Genomic DNA, 15905 nt, shown 5'->3' on the forward strand with positions numbered 1-15905 from the left:
TCAGGCCTGCTTCCGGGCGGAGGCTTTCCTGGCGGGGGCTTTTTTCGTCGGCTTTTTCGCGGCAGGGTTATCGGCGCCACCAGTGCCGACCGATTTTTTAAGCGCCGCCATCAGATCGATAACGTTGCTACCCTTCTTTGCCGGCTCGCTGTCATCGTCTTCGATGATCTTGCCGCCTTTGGCCTTTTTCTTTTTCTCGATCAGCCGTTCCAGCGCATCGACATAACGGTCGTGGAACGCGTCCGCCTTGAACGGCTTGCTCTTCTTTTCGATCAGCGCTTCGGCCAGTTCCAGCAAGTCCGCGTCCGGTTCTCCGTCATCTATGTCGCGGAAATAGCCCTGGGCGCGGTTGACCTCGTCAGCATAACGCAACGTTTCAAGGATCAGGCCGCGCCCGCATGGCTTTAAGGATATGATATATTCGCGGCCGCGCATTGCCAATTGGCCAAGGCCCACCTTCCTGGTGCGTCGCAAGGCTTCGCGGAGGACGACAAAGGCCTCTTCCGCCAGATCGTCGGCAGGAACGACATAATAGGGACGTTCATAATAGAGAACGTCGATTTCACCGGCATCGACGAATTGCGTCAATTCCAGGGTCTTCTTACTCTCCAGCTTAACAGATTCAATTTCATCCTGCGCAAGCAGGACATGCTTGCCCTTTTCATATTCATAGCCTTTGACGATGTCGTCGGCATCGACTTCGCCAAGACCGGGCACAACTTTTTTATAGCGGATACGTTTGCCGGTCGGTTCATGTATCTGGTGAAAGGCGATTTGTGCGCCGCTTTTCGTCGCGGCATAGATTTCTACCGGGATCGACACCAGCGCCAGCCTGATCTGTCCCTGCCAATATGCGCGCGCCGCCACGTCATGTCTCCTTCGATAATATGCAGTAAACGACGGGATTTACACGACAGTTCCGGGACCGTTCCTGGCGTGTCCAGTCCGACGGGCGGGGCGTTTGGAATTTCTCTGCGTCGGGCATCGATGACGCCGGATATAAATGCGTCGGGCAGCGTTTATTTGCCGCAGCAAGGTTCACGCGGACCGGGGTGCGGGGTCAAAGAAATATGTTGTAAATCCAGTATTTTATTTTTATCGTCCGCAGTAGCCACAGCGTTAACTTTCGCACTGCTCATTTGTTTTGGGTGCGCAGTAACTGAAACGCGATGGCGGTCGTTGGGGGAATTATTACAAAGATGCAGTCATAGATATTTTAATCTATTTTGTTATCTGGTGATGCTTTCCTAGTGAAAGATGTCCGAAAATTTCCTGTATAATGGTAAACCAATTATTGCCTGACGATGCCGATCTCGACAATCACATCACCGTTGGTGGTATCCTCAATTCACGATTGACGCGGGCCGAACTGACTGTGTTGATGTGCGAAGATACGCGCCGTGCGCGAAGTGGCGAATTGCCTGAGCCGCGCGTAGTCGTGTCTTCCAACGGGCTGGTCATTGCCAAATATCATCAGGATACTGCATTCAAGCGTTCGATAGACGGCGCGGATATTGTCGATGTCGATGGCATGCCCCTCGTCTTTGCGACACGTTTATTATGCAAGACGCCATTGCGGGAACGCGTCGCGACCACCGATTTCGTGAAAGACGCGAGCGAAATGGCCGCGAAAGAGGGCATCCGCTTCTATTTCCTCGGCGCGCAGGGCGATGTTGCCCAAATCGCAGCCAGAAATTTACAGAGGGCTTACCCCGGTCTTCAGATTGTCGGGACGCGGAACGGTTATTTCTCGCTGGAGGAAGAGGCCGCGCTTTGCGATGAGATTGTCCAATCCGGCGCGGACATATTGTGGCTGGGTCTTGGCAGTCCCAAGCAGGAGGCATTTGCCCTTCGCAATCGCCACCGGCTCGCCGGGCTGGCCTGGATCCGCACTTGCGGTGGGCTGTTCGATTTTTATTCCGAGCGGTTGCCGCGCGCCCCGCAATGGATGCAGGGCGTCGGGCTGGAATGGCTGTTCCGGGTATTGCAGGAACCCAAGCGGCTTGGGGGACGATATATGCTGACCAACCCGGTCGCGCTATATCACCTCATGACCAAGACGCACGACTGAAACGATTGGCCGCGATCCAGCGGCGCTGGCCTATGGCTCAATATTATTCCATGATTCGGTGCTGCAGGGAGCGATCAATGCTCATCCCCGGAAAGCAGTGTGAAAAGCCGAGGTCGCCATCCGTTATGATTGGGATGAGGCCGATGCCGGTGTTCCGATGCGAGTCCAACGCATCGGATCTTGCGGGGATTGGGCGCGAAGCCAGACATAGGGCGTCTTCGACCAGCGCACGACGTCGGGGGTAGCGCTGTCCAGCACATAGTCGCCATCGTTCAGGCGGGTGACCAGCACCGTGTGCAGACCAAACCGCGCCTTATATACGACAGCGAAGAACATTCGGTCTGGCGGGAAACCGGCATCGATCAGACGCATGCGCTTTTCGATCGCGAAATCCTCACAATCGCCGGGCGGACGCCCGATCTTGCCGGGCCGATCCCATTCTTCATCAACGCCCTTGCTGACAGAATCGGACACGCGCACGACCTGCCGGTTAACTTGCTTGTTAATGGCGCGAACCATGAGCGCTTCATCCCCGATATTCGCTGGCATCGCGATTTCGCGGGTCGAATATCGACCCAGGGACCGTGAGGCGGCACCCGTTGCCGCGGTGCCCAGCCCCGTGCTGCGATCCAGCGGCATGCCGATGACGGGTGCCGAAGCATAAGCGGGACTGTTGATAGCCGCGCTTGTTGCCGATGTCGCGAACGTTGCGGGGCTGGATAGGGCACAAGGTTGCAGGCGATCTTCATTTTCGCTCCACAGCTCGGTGGATCGCTTGGTGGGCGCTGTCGAAAAGCCGTGCAGGGATGCGGCGCCTGGGCCACAGTCAGTGACTTGCATGGCGACTGCCCGGCTTGACGCGCCAGCAGGTGAAATACCCGCGCGACACAGAAGCTGATCCCGCAGGCACATGGCGATGAACCCGGCCGGCGCGTCGGCAACCTCTCCGTTCGGCACGAAATAGTCGGGCGCGGGGGCCGCAAGGGCCATGCCTGGCGATATTGTCAGGCAGACGGCCATGAATGCCAGCAGCCGTTGATACGAACGCTTCATCGTTATCGTTTCCCAGTGCCCCGAGGAAACAATCGCATCAAACTACCAATATTTTGCGCCCAGCTATGGTTGAGATTCCGTGAATCGGCAGGCTTTGCTTTGCCTGTCCTTCTTTTATGCTAGTCGGGGAGCATGACACACGCCCACGGCTCATCGCGATCGGAACCACAGGGCATGTCTGAGCAACCGCTTTTGCCGGATTATGTGTTGGCCGTGATACTTTCGCTCGGCATGGCGGTGCGCGGTTTCGACAGTACGGCCGGACAGGCGATGTCGTGCATTGCCAACGCCGCCATGCTCGTCTGGCTATTGCATCGCGCCGCACTGGACATGGATTTCTGGCGAAGGGCCAGCCCTGTGCTGGCGCTCATATTCACTGCAATGGGCTGGGGCTTGCTGGCGTCGCTCCAGTTCGACGGAAGCTTGCCCGACTATGTGCCGGGCAAGCTCCTTTCCCTGTTGTCCGGGCTTGCGGCGCTGTTGTGCGGAGCGATCATCGGCCACAGGTCTCACCGGCTCAAAGGCATATTGGACTGGCTGCTGCTGATCAACTGCCTGATCCTGCTGGGAGGGCTGGTGGTGCGACAGATCGGCACCGACGGCATGTTAAGCTATTGGACGATCGAGCGGGAGGACCGTTTTACGGGGCTGATCGGCAACGCGAATGTTACTGCAGCAATGGCGGGATGCTTTGCGATCATCGCCTTCGCCCGGCTGACCGATTTGCGAGGCGCGCCGGTTTGGGCCGGGGACTGGCGACCTGGGCATATTATCAATCTGCCTATGTTCGTCATCAGCTTTGGCGTCGTCATGCTGACAGCGGCGCGATTGACGGCTGTTTTGCTGGGGATCATTTTGACCCTGTTTGCACTCCACTGGCTCCTGCGCAGGACAATATTTGTCTATACCCGGCTGACCGCCATCATCGCGGGGATTACGATCGCCACGCTCATTCTGGCTTTTGCCGGGATATTGTTCGAACGCTTTGGGGTGCTGGGCACCGCCTATCAGAACCGGGTCATGAACTGGTCGCATCTGGCAGGGGTGGTGAGCGAAAGCCCGACCTATGGCTATGGGCTGGGCGCTTTTTCGACGATCAATGCGCATTCCCTGTCAACGCCGCGCTACGCTCAGGCCAACTGGACATTGAATTCTGCGCATAATATTATTTTGCAGCTCATGCTTCAGGGCGGATGGCCCTATCTGGTGGCTATCTGCGGCGCGGCGGCGCTGATCGTGAAGCAAACTATATCGGCGTTGCGCAATCACTGGTCTCGCGATGAAGCAATCATAGCGGCCATCCTGTGCCTCATCATGGGCAATGCGATGATCGACGTCGTGCTCGACATGCCCGCACCGGTGACAATATTCCTGTTTTTGTCCGGCCTGCTATGGGGCCGTGCGTTGCAGGGGCCGAAAGTCGATGTCGCCCTGTCGCGCCGCCATCCAATGCACGACATAGGCACGATAGGCGGGTGACTGGCGGGCGAGTGTCAGGACAGAATCCAACATGACCGGGCTGGACCGCGCCAGCCATACAGCTTCATTCAACACCCTATCCTGCGTCAGATCGTTCAGGTCATTCCAATATGCAAAGCCATAGGCGATCCGCCACGCCCCGGCCCGACTGAGATAAGGGGCATCGCGATAGCTACGATTGAGCGACTCGCGGACTTTGGTCGCGCGAGGGCCAAGGCGCATGCTTTGCGCAAAAGCTCTGGTCGACCAAAACTCCCCCCAATAAGGCCGCGTGTTGCCGATCGACTGGAGGCGAGCCAAAGCGCTATCGAGCAGGGCTGTGCGTTCTTGGGTATCGTCCAAGGTAAACTGAGCCGCACGCGAGAGGGCCAGCGCATCGGCAAGCCTGGCGCGTGGCGGGGCGTCGAGTGCCATGTCACGCACGGATATGTTCGGCGCAGCGCCAGACGCGATCGCGGCGTTCAGGCGAACGAGCCGATCCTCAGCCTTCGCAACAGTGGCTTCCTGAGAAAGCACATGCAGCGATAAGGCCATAGCCAAAGCACAGACAGCCGTCGCGCCCCACATCATGCGTCGTGAAGCGCGATCCCCGCCCTGCCCGCGACTGGAGCGCGGTCGATTATCCCGCTTCGTAATAGCCCGCATATTTTTTGGAGTAATATTTGCCACCAATGGCTTCGGAATTGGTGTCGACCATCGTGAACATGACGCCCACGACATTCGCCCCGTCACTTTGAAGCGAGGTGAGAGCCAAGGAGGCCGCCTGCGCAGGCGTGGAATTCCAGCGCAATACCATGGCCACCGCATCGGCCATGACTGCGATGAAGCGACCGTCAGCCAACCCCAGAATCGGCGGCAGATCGAGCACGATCAGCTCATAGCGTCCACGCAGTCCGGCAAGCAGCCGTTCCATGCGCCCGTCGCCAAACAGATTGCCCGAACTGAAATGGGTTTCACGAACCAGCAGATGATCGAGATTATCGACGTCCCCCGGATTGATCGCCTGTTCCACCGACGCTTCGCCCTGAAGCACTTCGACGAGACCGGGACCAGTGCTGGGATTGCGCACCGATTCACGCATGACGGCCCGGCGAACGTCGCAGTCGATCAACAGCGTTTTCTGCCCGTTCATTGCCAGCGTGCGGGCAAAAGCCACGGCGGTCGTCGTCTTGCCTTCACTCGGCATCGCAGAGGTGATTGCGATGACCTTGATCTGCTTGCCAGATTTGACACCCAGTATCGATGCCCGCGCTATACGCAGCGATTCAGCGAAGAGCGAGGTTGGTTTCTCCATCAGAATGTCGGCCGGGAGAGCAGATTTCTCCCGTGGAATGGCCGCAAGCATGGGAAGGCCCAGCTTGTCTTCAAGATCGCTGGATGATTTGATGCCCGAAACCATCAACTCCTGGACCGTGATCGTTCCGGTGCCTGCCGCAAGGGCGACAAGGAAGCCAAGCGCCAGCAGGATCGGCTTGTTGGGCGAAGTCGGCGCCAAGGGCGGCTTAGCGGCATCTACTACTTCCGCCGAAGAGATGGAGTTGCTGGCGGCCTGACTGGATTCCTGCAATGCCTGTGACAGCTTCTCATATTGCGTGCGCTTGCTTTCGATGTCGGCTTCCAGACCCTTGGCCAAAACGCCCGAACGGGCGTTGGCGGCCTGACTGCTGCCCAGACGATCCATGTCGGACTGAAGGCTGCCCACGCGGGCGGCCGCGGCGGCGGCATTGGCGCGCAGCGAGGCGGTGATACGATCCGTCTCTGCCTTCAACTGAGCGTCGATTTCCGCAAGCTGACCACGAACACGAAGGGTTTCGGGGTGACGTTCGCCATAGCGGGCCATGACTTCGCCCATATTCTGCAACAGGGTGGCGCGCTGCGCACGAAGATTGCCGATCACGGGCGAGGCGAGCACGCCGGCAACTGTATCGGAACCGCCCCGTGCAGACTGGCCGTTGGCAGCGGCCAGAGTCGCTGATGCGGCGGCAGATTCGGAGCGCGCTTGCGCCAAAGCGCTGGATAGCGGTGCAATCTGTTGATCGACGATGGTCAGGGTGCTGGCACCGCTGGACGCGATCGTGCCTGCAAGGCCCGAAGCCGCCTGATAATTGGCAAGTTGGGCTTCGGATGCGCGGATTTCATCCGCAAGCTTCGTCACCTGTGCCTGAAGGAAAGATGCCTTGGTCGCAGCGGTGTCGGACTTCGACCCAACCTTGGCGTAGATATAGGCCTGCGCAAAGGCGTTGGCGACATCGGCGGCCTTCTGCCGGTCCTTCGACGTAAATCCGACGTTGAGGATATAGCTCAGCTTGTCGCGATCCACGCTCACGCGTTGGAGGACATTATTGGCAACGGCAGTTTCGCGATCCGCCGCCGTCATGCCGGCAGCGGCGGGCTGGTCGAGACCCTTGTTAAATTCCTCGTCATTTCCAAGATTCAGCTTGCGCACGACGTCCCGCGCAATCCGTTCGGACTTGAGGAGCGTCACTTCGGTCTCGATCGCTTCCGGGCTGAGCGACTGGGCGGTCTGCTGCTGCTCGTTAGCCATCGGCGTCCGGCTGGGATCGATTCGGACATTCGCATAGGCGGTATATTTCGGCGTCATCATCAGCACGAGGACAACCGCGACTGCGAACACCAGCACTGTGACGACGGCCAGGGTCAGCCAGCGCTGGCGCACCACATCCCGTGCGCGCGTGATGAGACCGGCAAATCCATCTTCTTCAGCTTCGGATTCGTGAGAGATTTTCATGTGTTACCGATTGCCCTTAAATGCTGAAGCGAAGAATCTACCCAGACCTACCGCCGGAATATAATGCCGATCTGAGCACGGAGATCGTCAAGCTTTCCCCCAAAATCCGTGCTCGAGTCACGTTTATTATAGGTGACCTGCCCGTTGAGCGACACGAAACGCGACGATAGATACCGCGCATTTGCTGCAATGCGGTAGTAATTATTTACGGTCGAATCATCCACATATTTCTGACGGCCATATTCGGCGCTGGAGCCGACGATGAGATTGTTCAGCAATTCGTGATCCACACGCATCTGGACGCGGTTCTGGAAGAATGCACCGATATTACCCACGCTTGAATCTTCAATCGTGCGGCTAAGCGTCAGTCCAAATGTCGTCAGGACACTGGGGAAATATTCGACCACAGCTTCAGCAGATAGGCCATGCGTGTCCCGAAACACGGGAGATTTATAGTTACGGTCTATATAGCCGACGCCGACCTTGCCGCGCATGAAGCCTGCAAGATCGAAATTCACGCCGCCGATAGCCCGCCAGCCCACAGAATCGCGGTTTTGAGTACCATCGAACAAGGTGCGACTATATTTGGTTTCGCCATAACCTGCCTGGCCATAGAGCGAGATACTGGGCGATAAGGCGTGCTGATATTCGCCCGTGCCGCGCGTGATCACGCGGTCGCGATCCGCCTGACTGACGTCACCTGTACTCAGGTTAATGTCGGCAAAGGTGAAGGCCGTGCGGTCAATCGCCAGAATGGCACGGCTTTGCCCGGAGCGATATTGGGCGCGGCCCGAGAAATAGCTGCGGTTATAGCTGGAAAGCACTGCGAGCGTTGAATCGATCGCGCCAGAATCGAAGGATTCGAAAATCTTGGCATAATGTGCTTCGCCGGTCAGGGAGAAGCTGTCGCCGATATCCTTGCGGCCAAGCGCACGAAGATTGAACGATGATTCGTTGCGGCGATCCTGTTTGAAGAAGCGGCGAAGCATGCCGGTGCCGGAAAGCTGCACCATGTCCTGCGACCAGTCCGACCGGGCCAATATGCTGGGCGCCAGATAGGCATAGCCATCACTCTTCTTATCCGCTGAAGACAGATAAACGTTGCTTGTCGCGCCAAGTCCGGTTTCGGCCTGCGGCAGGATGAGAAAACCGCCACGCCGAATACCAAGCTGGTCATAATCGGGCCGGGGCCGTTCCAGAACGCTGACGTTCCTGTCGCGGTCGTAATTTTCAGGGATCGCCGTATCGACCAGCACCGTGGTGTCCGAGGATTGGGCGTGGGCAAGCGTTGCTGCGAACGGCATGCTCGCGAGCAAGGTCGCCGTCGCCAGATGGAAACGACTCATCGCTGGATACTCGCTAAGGGAGTGAAAGACATGAGCGGCACAGGCACCGCTCCCGTTACAGATTGGGGGTCAGTTCGTGTAATTGGATGAGCCTCCGCCACCCGTGCTGACACCCGGCGCGGTGAAGCCACCACCGCCGCCGCCGCCGGTTCCAGCTCCGCTGCCATAGCCGCCGCCGCCAAGGGCGGCGGTGCCGCGCTTAAGCTTCTTGCCGAGCAATGCGATGCGAACGTTGGCAATCGCCGTGGCCAGCTTTTCTGAAGCGCCGACGCTCAATATATCGAGCGCCGCCGATATTGTGGGGTCATTATAAGCGCCCTGGCTGACATCGAACACGATGATGCCTTCATAATCTTCCGCCGAAGCGGTGTCAGGTTGCCCTGCGATATCGGCGCGGATCGCTGCGGCAAGTTTAGCCGCCGCTTCGGTGTCCACGGCAGAGTCGGCGGAAAAACTGGCAAGAGTCGCGGCGTCTGTGGCGTTTCCCGTCGTCTGGAAAGCCAGCGTCGGAGCGATCGTCCCCGCCAATAGCGGCACGACCATTACCATTGCAGCCCGATATATCCCTGGCATTTCCCTGTTTCCTCAACCCACATTGTTATCGCTAGCCCCCCGGCTTTATTGATCAAAAATATTTTTCGCCCAATCGGATCGTATCGCCCGGCCAGACACGCAGATCAGGACTGAGGCGATAAGCCTCCTCACTGCTGGAACCAGCCCGCCGGATATAGACAACCTTACGCTCTGCGCGTGGCGTAAACCCCTGAGCCACGGCGATGGCATTCAGCGCCGTCAGGCCGCTGGCGTAAGGATATTGGCCCGGCGTCTTGACTTCGCCCAGAATGAAAAACGGACGATAGCCAATGATTTCAAGGCTGACCTTGGGATCGCGCAGATAGCCATTGGCCAGTTGCTTTTGAATATCGACGGCGACGTCGGACGATTTCTTGCCCACGACAGCCATATCACCGAGCAGCGGCAGGGACAGCGAGCCATCGGCGCTGACCGAGAAGTCACCAGACAATGTCGGTTCGTTGAAGACCGTCAGCTTGACCTTGTCCCCTGCACCCAGGCGATAATCTTCGACTCCGCCACTCATCGAGGAATAGCGCTCGCCCGTATCCACGACATTGGCCGGAGTCGTGGCGCACCCAGCGAGCGACAATCCAAGACAGACCAATAATCCCCACAAGCGCATTCGCAAATCTCCGAACATCTATTCAAAACAGGCTATAAACTGATTTTTCAGCATCTAGCTACAATAATACGGTAAACGCGCCGCGCATCGTATCAGAATGGCATGGATCATCGTTAACACGCCATTTTTTCCGTGCTGCAATACGAATCGTGCGGCAGCGACGGTTTTCTTTACACAGTATAAACCGCTGTGCAAAGGCGACCGACTCGGGCAATGGAGCCGTTCAGCGCGAGTTAACGGCCGATCGGGCAGTTGCATGCGGGAATATACGATCTGACTTGACGGTCGATATATTTTTATAATGTGATGCTGCAGTGCAATAATATGAAGCAGAGCTGCTTCAGGGAGACAGAGTTTAGTGGCGCTGGGTAGAGCAGCATTAATCACGAACAAGCCGCCGAGCACGCAGCGAGGCGAGCGCATTTACGTCGTTGGCGACGTGCATGGTCGTGTCGATCTCATGCGCGCCCTGTTTGAGCGGATCGAGAATCACCTGTCGGCCTTGCCGGGCAACCGCACGGTCCATCTGGTGCTGCTGGGCGATCTGATCGATCGTGGCCCCGATTCGGCGGGCGTGCTGCGTTTCCTATATAATGCCCAGAAACATACCGACATGCTCGTTATCCTGCGCGGCAATCATGAGGATATGATGTTGCGCGCCATCGAAGGCGAACCCGGCGTCATGCGGGCGTGGATGCGCATGGGTGGAGACGCGACGTTGCGCAGTTTTGGCATAGAACCGCCCGAGAGCGATGCCGACATCATGCCTGCGGCCCGTGCGCTGGCGACGGCGATCCCGCGCCCGATGCTCGATTGGCTGCGCAGCCTGCCATTGACGGCCCAGTCGGGCGATTATCTGTTCTGCCATGCTGGCATCCGCCCAGGCGTCGCGATCAAACGGCAATCGCGCGAAGACCTGCTCTGGATTCGTGAGGAATTTCTGAGCGATACGACCAATCATGGTGTGGTGGTCGTACATGGACATAGTATTGCGACCAAAGTCGAGATGCGCCCAAACCGGATCGGTATCGACACCGGTGCATATCGAACCGGGGTCCTGACCGCCCTGTATCTGGAAGACGCGGTGCGCGAAATCATTGCTGTAGGACCAGCGGACGCTGCGCCTGCCGTCCAGTCCAGCCACGGAGGCTGATGTGATCGCAGCGCTGCTGATGCTCGCCGAAGTGGCGAAGGGACCAATAGCTGGTCCGATGCCGGTGAAACCAGCACCGATTGGTTATCTTTCAGCCGGGGAGCTGGCGATTCGTTGCGCGGACGCTTCGCCCAGTTCTTCATCCTATTGTTTCGCTTTCATCGCTGGTGTGCATGACACCGTGCAAGCCTATGAATTATGGCTCAATCAACGGGAATTTTGTCCGCCACCGGGGACGGTTCAGGCCGACCTGCGGCGGGCATTCCTGACTTATACATCCGCCTATCCGCAAAGCCGCACAGGCGTAGCCGCGTCAGTGGTGGTGGTGGCATTGAAGGAAACCTATCCCTGTTGAGCGGCTGGTCTGACCGTATGATCGCCTGTATGGCGTCCGTCGGCAGGCGAGGCGAACAGACAAGGAAAAGCTGTGCGATGCCAGATAAGGGACGGCGTATCGCATGAAGGTGCATGTAACGGAGGCGGAAAAAGAAACTCGCCCTGCCAGGCACCGGCCCGCCATCAAGCCGGGACTGATCGTCGGGATCGTCGCTGTCCTGATCGTCGTGGGAGCGATCGTTGCGCTGGGGATGTCCGGCGGCGGCAGACATTCGGCCACCGTTTCAGCGCCGATCCGGGCTTCTTCGCTGGATTTCAATCCGGCATCGATCACTGCGACCGACCCGTCGCAGTTGCAACCGGTATCGGCCGAGGACGCAGAGGCGATCAACGCCGCCATCCCGATTTCGAAGCAGGCCAATCCGGCCGCCGCCGCCCTGTTTGTGCCGACCGCAAATATGAGCGACCTGTCGCGCAGTCTGGAATGCCTGACCACCGCTGTCTATTATGAAGCCGCCAGCGAGCCGATCGATGGCCAACGCGCCGTGGCGCAGGTCATCCTCAACCGCGTGCGTCACCCCTCCTTCCCTCATTCGGTGTGCGACGTCGTGTTTCAGGGTTCCGAACGCGTGACCGGATGCCAGTTCAGCTTCACCTGCGACGGGGCGATGGCACGACGACCTCTGGCCGCATTATGGAAACAGGCGCGGCTGGTCGCTGCCGATGCGCTGACGGGCACGGTCTATAAACCGGTGGGATGGGCCACCCATTATCATGCTGATTATGTGTCGCCCTATTGGGCGCCCACGCTGACCAAGCTGGCGGTGGTGGGACGACATATATTTTACCGGCTGCCTGGAGCGGCCGGTGGGCCGTCCAGCTTTTCCGTGCGCTATGCAGGCGGCGAGCCGGATATGGCGGCGATTATCGAGGCGGCGCTGGAGGCGACGGACGGGCTGGACGGCAATGTCGCTGGCGCGATCCCTACGATCGCGCCGCTGGCGGAGCGGCCGATCCTGAACCAGGCAGGCGACATCGTGGGCAAGTCGGTCAGCGTTGGTCCGGCTGCCTCCGCTCCAAAAACGCCTGAAGCTGCGCCCTCATCACCAGCGCCGGTCGCGCGGCGTTGGATATTGAGCCGGGAGCAGCCCCTGCCGCCCGCTAATGCTCCGGCGACTTCTGCACCGCCTGTAGTTGCGCCAACCCAGCGATGATATGAGAACGACGGCGTTGCGGAGAGCGCCACGGTTCGTCGCGTTTTTTCTTTAGAGTTAACGCCATTTTTACGTAGATTTGATGATGGTGGCATCAGGACGTCCGGCGGCGTCCGGGAGCCGAAATCATCATGTCCTCTGACCGCGATCACATCCGCGAAAATCCTGTGCGCACGGCGCTTGCCCGGTGCCGTCCGCATTTCGTGGCTGCGGCATTGTTCAGCGCGGCCAGCAGTCTGCTGCTGCTGACCCCTGCAATCTACATGATGCAGGTCTATGACCGCGTCATCCCGACAGGCGGGCTGGCGACGCTGGCTGCCGTCAGTCTGGTCGCGGCCTTTGCCCTTGCTCTGATGAGCGTGTTCGACTGGCTGCGCAGCCGCCTGCTAGTGCGTGCGGGCGCTTCGCTCGACGATGCGCTGGCGGGACCGACGCTGCACATGATTATGTCACAACCGGCGCTGGATCAGTTGCAGCGCGCCGAAGCGATGCGCTATCTCGACACGCTGCGGCAGGGCGTGTCCAGCCCGGCGATGAACGCGCTGTTCGATGCGCCATGGGCACCGATCTACATCATTGTCGCCTACCTGCTCCATCCTGCTCTTGGCGCGCTGGCGCTGGGCGCGTCGCTGACGATGATCGCGCTGGCCTGGTATAATGAGCGGCAAATCGGAAAGCCGCTGCGCACGGCAAACGAAGCCGCCAACGCTGCCTATGCGCGTCAGCTACAGATTTCCGCCCATGCGTCCGAAGTGCGTGCGCTGGGCATGGCCACCGCTTTGACGACGCGGCAACTAGGCGACCGCGCGCAGGTGAACCGGCTTCAGATGGAGGCGAGCTTTACCAGCGCGAATCAGGCGAGCTGGCTGAAATTCATTCGGCTTGCCCTGCAATCGGGCGCGCTCGCCGTGGGTGCGATCCTGGTGGTGGAGGGCAGCGTGTCGGGTGGCGCGGTGTTCGCCAGTTCGCTGCTGCTGTCGCGCGCCTTGCAACCGATCGAGCAATTGGTGGCGTCGTGGAAGTCGATCCTCCAGTCGCGCATCGCCTACGCCAAGCTGGGCGAATTGTTCATCGACGATCCCAAGCGCAGCTTCACCCGGCTGCCCAACCCGACCGGCGCGCTACTCGTGGAGCGGCTGACCGTCGCCAACCCTTCGAGCGGACGCGTGGCACTGGCGGAGGCCAGCTTTGCCCTGGCCGCTGGCGACGTGGTGGGCGTGGTGGGCCTGAGCGGAGCGGGCAAGTCGACACTGCTGCGCGCCATTGCAGGTGCCGTCGCAATCACGCGGGGCAATATCCGCATCGACGGCGCGTCGATCGCTGATTGGGATCCCGAGCAGCTTTCGCGGCATATCGGCTTCCTGCCGCAGAATTTCATCCTGTTCCCCGGAACGGTGCGGGACAATATCTCCCGCTTTCGTGCGTCATTGGGCGAGAATCCTGCCCGGTTGGACGAAGCCGTCGTAGCCGCTGCCCGGCAGATCGGCGCGCATGAGATGATCCTGCGCCTGCCCGATGGCTACGACACGCTGATCGGCACTGGCGGCATCGGCCTGTCGGCCGGGCAGACCCAGCGTATCGCCATTGCGCGTGCATTGTTCGGCGATCCTGCGCTGCTGTTGCTGGACGAGCCGACCGCGCATCTCGACACCCAGGCGCAGGGGGAGTTCATCAAGACGCTGGCCAGCCTGCGCATGCGCGGCGCGACGATCCTGTTCGCGACGCACAGCACGGATATGTTGGCCGCCGCCAGCAAGGTGCTGATCCTGAAAGACGGCCGGGCCGAACGGCTCAGCCCCATCGCCGAAGCGCTCGCCCCTACCCAGCCTGTTTCGCACACGCCCCAGAAAGCCCACTCATGAACGCCCTCCCCCAGTTCAGTCCGCCTTTCACGGCCATCGATGTTCCGGTTCCAGCGCATGACCCGCGCCGGGAAATTCGCATCGGCGCAGCGTTGATCGGCATTTTCTTCGTCGGCTTTGCTGGTTGGGCAGCAGTCGCGCGGCTCGACTCGGCGGTCCATGCAGGCGGCGTCGTGCGCGTCATGGGCAGTCGGCAGGCAGTACAGAGCCAGACCGGCGGCGTCGTTACCGCCATATACACACGCGAAGGCGCACGGGTGCGCGCAGGCGAGCCACTGGTCAATTTCGCCAGCGTGGATGTGCTGGCGCAGGAGCGCTCGCTCGCCAGCCGGGTCATCGGATTGCAGGCCGAGATCGCGCGGATCGAAGCCGATATGCAGCACCGAACAACGATCGTCGCGCCAGCCGCCTGGGCCACGCTCAATCCAGAGGAACATGTGATCGCCGACCGGGCGCTGGCGGGGGAACAGGCCAATCTGGTCGCCCGACGTGCGCTGATTGCTTCGGAACAGGCCGTTCTGCGGGAACGCCTGACTCAGGTCCGCAATCAGGTGGAGGGCTATCAGCGTCGCCGCAGTTCCAGCGTGCGGCAGGGTGCGATCAACGTCGATGAGCTGACCGGGGTCGATGAACTGTATAAAAAGGGATTTGCGACCAAGAGCCGTGTGCTGGCGCTGCAACGCTCCGCTGCGTCCATCGATGGCGATGTCGGCGCGATCGATGCGGAAATCGGACGACTGGGCGCATCGTCCGGGGAAACCCGCATGCAGATGTTGCAAATGCTGGATCAGCGGGACCGCGAAAATGCCGACCGGATGCGGTCGGCGCAAACCGAATTGCAGACCGTGCTGCCGCAATGGAAAGCGGCGCGGGAGCAGATGGCGCAGGCCGTCGCACGGGCGCCGGTGTCCGGCACGGTCATGGGGCTAGTCGCCAATACCGTCGGTGGCGTGTCGCCGCGTGGCGAAAAATTGATGGACATCATTCCCGACAAGCGTGCGTTGGAGATAGAGGCACGGATCGCATTGAACGACGCCAACGACCTGCGCGTCGGTCAGAAGGCGGATGTCCGCATCGGTGGAATGCGCGGGCGCGACCTGCCGCTGCTGCATGGCAAGGTCAGCCGGGTATCGGCAGACAGCGTGACCGATGAAAAGACTGGGCTATCCTACTTCACATCGACGGTCAGCATTCCCGAAGCTGAAATGAAGACATTGACGCGTATTTCGGGCATGGGCGACAGTATAAGGCCGGGCACACCGGTTGAGGTGATCGTGCCGCTGCAACGGCGGACGGCGCTGGAATATTGGCTCAGCCCGCTGCTGCATCGTTTCAGCCCCGCGATGGCGGAGCGATGATGCGGTTTGATCAGCGTGACATGCAAGAGACGGCGATGCAGATGCATGCTATGCAATCGCCCTTGTGCGGCATTTTGATACGCAAG

At 59.7% G+C, this 15905-nt stretch carries 14 protein-coding genes; 7 read left to right on the plus strand and 7 right to left on the minus strand.

Translation table 11 applies throughout. The features are described 5' to 3' along the window. Nucleotides 1-867 carry a Ku protein gene (locus tag WA070_RS00635; protein WP_422632292.1) on the minus strand — a complete coding sequence of 289 codons (867 nt, stop codon included), beginning with the start codon at nucleotides 865-867 and terminating at the stop codon, nucleotides 1-3. Between the two features lie 412 nt (nucleotides 868-1279). On the opposite strand from WA070_RS00635, the gene WA070_RS00640 reads away from it, so the two are divergent. Further along, nucleotides 1280-2071, plus strand: a complete 792-nt coding sequence (locus tag WA070_RS00640; protein ID WP_422632293.1) for a WecB/TagA/CpsF family glycosyltransferase — start codon at nucleotides 1280-1282, stop codon at nucleotides 2069-2071. Nucleotides 2072-2194: 123 nt separating this feature from the next. On the opposite strand, the gene WA070_RS00645 is transcribed toward WA070_RS00640, so the two are convergent. Further along, nucleotides 2195-3061, minus strand: a complete 867-nt coding sequence (locus tag WA070_RS00645; RefSeq protein ID WP_422632294.1) for a transglutaminase-like cysteine peptidase — start codon at nucleotides 3059-3061, stop codon at nucleotides 2195-2197. Between the two features lie 237 nt (nucleotides 3062-3298). Here WA070_RS00645 and WA070_RS00650 point away from each other — a divergent pair, with 237 nt between their 5' ends. Continuing rightward, a complete protein-coding gene (locus tag WA070_RS00650) occupies nucleotides 3299-4603 on the plus strand; it encodes an O-antigen ligase family protein (RefSeq protein ID WP_422632295.1) in 1305 nt (434 codons plus the stop codon). Here WA070_RS00650 and WA070_RS00655 read toward each other — a convergent pair. From WA070_RS00655 to WA070_RS00675, 5 genes are all read right to left on the minus strand, one after another. Continuing rightward, the gene (locus tag WA070_RS00655) at nucleotides 4514-5119 is read right to left on the minus strand and encodes a hypothetical protein (RefSeq protein WP_422632296.1); all 606 of its coding nucleotides are present in this window, start codon (nucleotides 5117-5119) and stop codon (nucleotides 4514-4516) included. The two genes, WA070_RS00650 and WA070_RS00655, sit on opposite strands and share 90 nt — an antisense overlap. Nucleotides 5120-5222: 103 nt before the next feature. Beyond that, nucleotides 5223-7352, minus strand: a complete 2130-nt coding sequence (locus WA070_RS00660; protein ID WP_422632297.1) for a GumC family protein — start codon at nucleotides 7350-7352, stop codon at nucleotides 5223-5225. 47 nt (nucleotides 7353-7399) lie between these two features. Beyond that, entirely contained in the window at nucleotides 7400-8698 is a 1299-nt protein-coding gene (locus tag WA070_RS00665; protein ID WP_422632298.1) for an outer membrane beta-barrel protein, read from the minus strand. A gap of 69 nt (nucleotides 8699-8767) precedes the next feature. After that, entirely contained in the window at nucleotides 8768-9271 is a 504-nt protein-coding gene (locus tag WA070_RS00670; protein WP_422632299.1) for a hypothetical protein, read from the minus strand. Nucleotides 9272-9323: 52 nt separating this feature from the next. Next, nucleotides 9324-9896, minus strand: a complete 573-nt coding sequence (locus tag WA070_RS00675; protein WP_422632300.1) for a polysaccharide biosynthesis/export family protein — start codon at nucleotides 9894-9896, stop codon at nucleotides 9324-9326. Nucleotides 9897-10254: 358 nt separating this feature from the next. Between WA070_RS00675 and WA070_RS00680 the strand changes: the two genes are divergently transcribed. The 5 genes from WA070_RS00680 (at nucleotide 10255) to WA070_RS00700 (ending at nucleotide 15819) form a co-directional block, all read left to right on the plus strand. Then, nucleotides 10255-11049, plus strand: a complete 795-nt coding sequence (locus WA070_RS00680; protein WP_422632301.1) for a metallophosphoesterase family protein — start codon at nucleotides 10255-10257, stop codon at nucleotides 11047-11049. A gap of 1 nt (nucleotide 11050) precedes the next feature. After that, nucleotides 11051-11404, plus strand: a complete 354-nt coding sequence (locus tag WA070_RS00685) for a Rap1a/Tai family immunity protein (RefSeq protein ID WP_422632302.1) — start codon at nucleotides 11051-11053, stop codon at nucleotides 11402-11404. 103 nt (nucleotides 11405-11507) lie between these two features. Then, complete coding sequence (locus WA070_RS00690) at nucleotides 11508-12599, plus strand: cell wall hydrolase (RefSeq protein ID WP_422632303.1); 1092 nt, start codon at nucleotides 11508-11510, stop codon at nucleotides 12597-12599. Nucleotides 12600-12730: 131 nt separating this feature from the next. Beyond that, on the plus strand, nucleotides 12731-14461 hold the full coding sequence (locus tag WA070_RS00695) for a type I secretion system permease/ATPase (RefSeq protein ID WP_422632304.1): 1731 nt from the start codon (nucleotides 12731-12733) through the stop codon (nucleotides 14459-14461). Continuing rightward, nucleotides 14458-15819: an HlyD family type I secretion periplasmic adaptor subunit gene (locus WA070_RS00700; protein WP_422632305.1), complete on the plus strand. Its 1362-nt coding sequence runs from the start codon at nucleotides 14458-14460 to the stop codon at nucleotides 15817-15819. The genes WA070_RS00695 and WA070_RS00700 overlap by 4 nt, the downstream gene beginning before the upstream one ends. Nucleotides 15820-15905: the final 86 nt, after the last annotated feature.

Origin of the sequence: Sphingobium sp. (genome assembly GCF_049304695.1) — a bacterium.
Classification (GTDB): domain Bacteria; phylum Pseudomonadota; class Alphaproteobacteria; order Sphingomonadales; family Sphingomonadaceae; genus Sphingobium.

What these genes read in the sequence shown, in the direction of transcription:
- WA070_RS00640 (WP_422632293.1), top strand. Translation starts at nt 1,280, where the DNA reads ATGGTAAACCAATTATTGCCTGACGATGCCGATCTCGACAATCACATC.
- WA070_RS00665 (WP_422632298.1), bottom strand. Translation starts at nt 8,698, where the DNA reads ATGAGTCGTTTCCATCTGGCGACGGCGACCTTGCTCGCGAGCATGCCG.
- WA070_RS00645 (WP_422632294.1), bottom strand. Translation starts at nt 3,061, where the DNA reads ATGGCCCTTGCGGCCCCCGCGCCCGACTATTTCGTGCCGAACGGAGAG.
- WA070_RS00690 (WP_422632303.1), top strand. Translation starts at nt 11,508, where the DNA reads ATGAAGGTGCATGTAACGGAGGCGGAAAAAGAAACTCGCCCTGCCAGG.
- WA070_RS00695 (WP_422632304.1), top strand. Translation starts at nt 12,731, where the DNA reads ATGTCCTCTGACCGCGATCACATCCGCGAAAATCCTGTGCGCACGGCG.
- WA070_RS00670 (WP_422632299.1), bottom strand. Translation starts at nt 9,271, where the DNA reads ATGCCAGGGATATATCGGGCTGCAATGGTAATGGTCGTGCCGCTATTG.
- WA070_RS00650 (WP_422632295.1), top strand. Translation starts at nt 3,299, where the DNA reads ATGTCTGAGCAACCGCTTTTGCCGGATTATGTGTTGGCCGTGATACTT.
- WA070_RS00700 (WP_422632305.1), top strand. Translation starts at nt 14,458, where the DNA reads ATGAACGCCCTCCCCCAGTTCAGTCCGCCTTTCACGGCCATCGATGTT.
- WA070_RS00675 (WP_422632300.1), bottom strand. Translation starts at nt 9,896, where the DNA reads ATGCGCTTGTGGGGATTATTGGTCTGTCTTGGATTGTCGCTCGCTGGG.
- WA070_RS00660 (WP_422632297.1), bottom strand. Translation starts at nt 7,352, where the DNA reads ATGAAAATCTCTCACGAATCCGAAGCTGAAGAAGATGGATTTGCCGGT.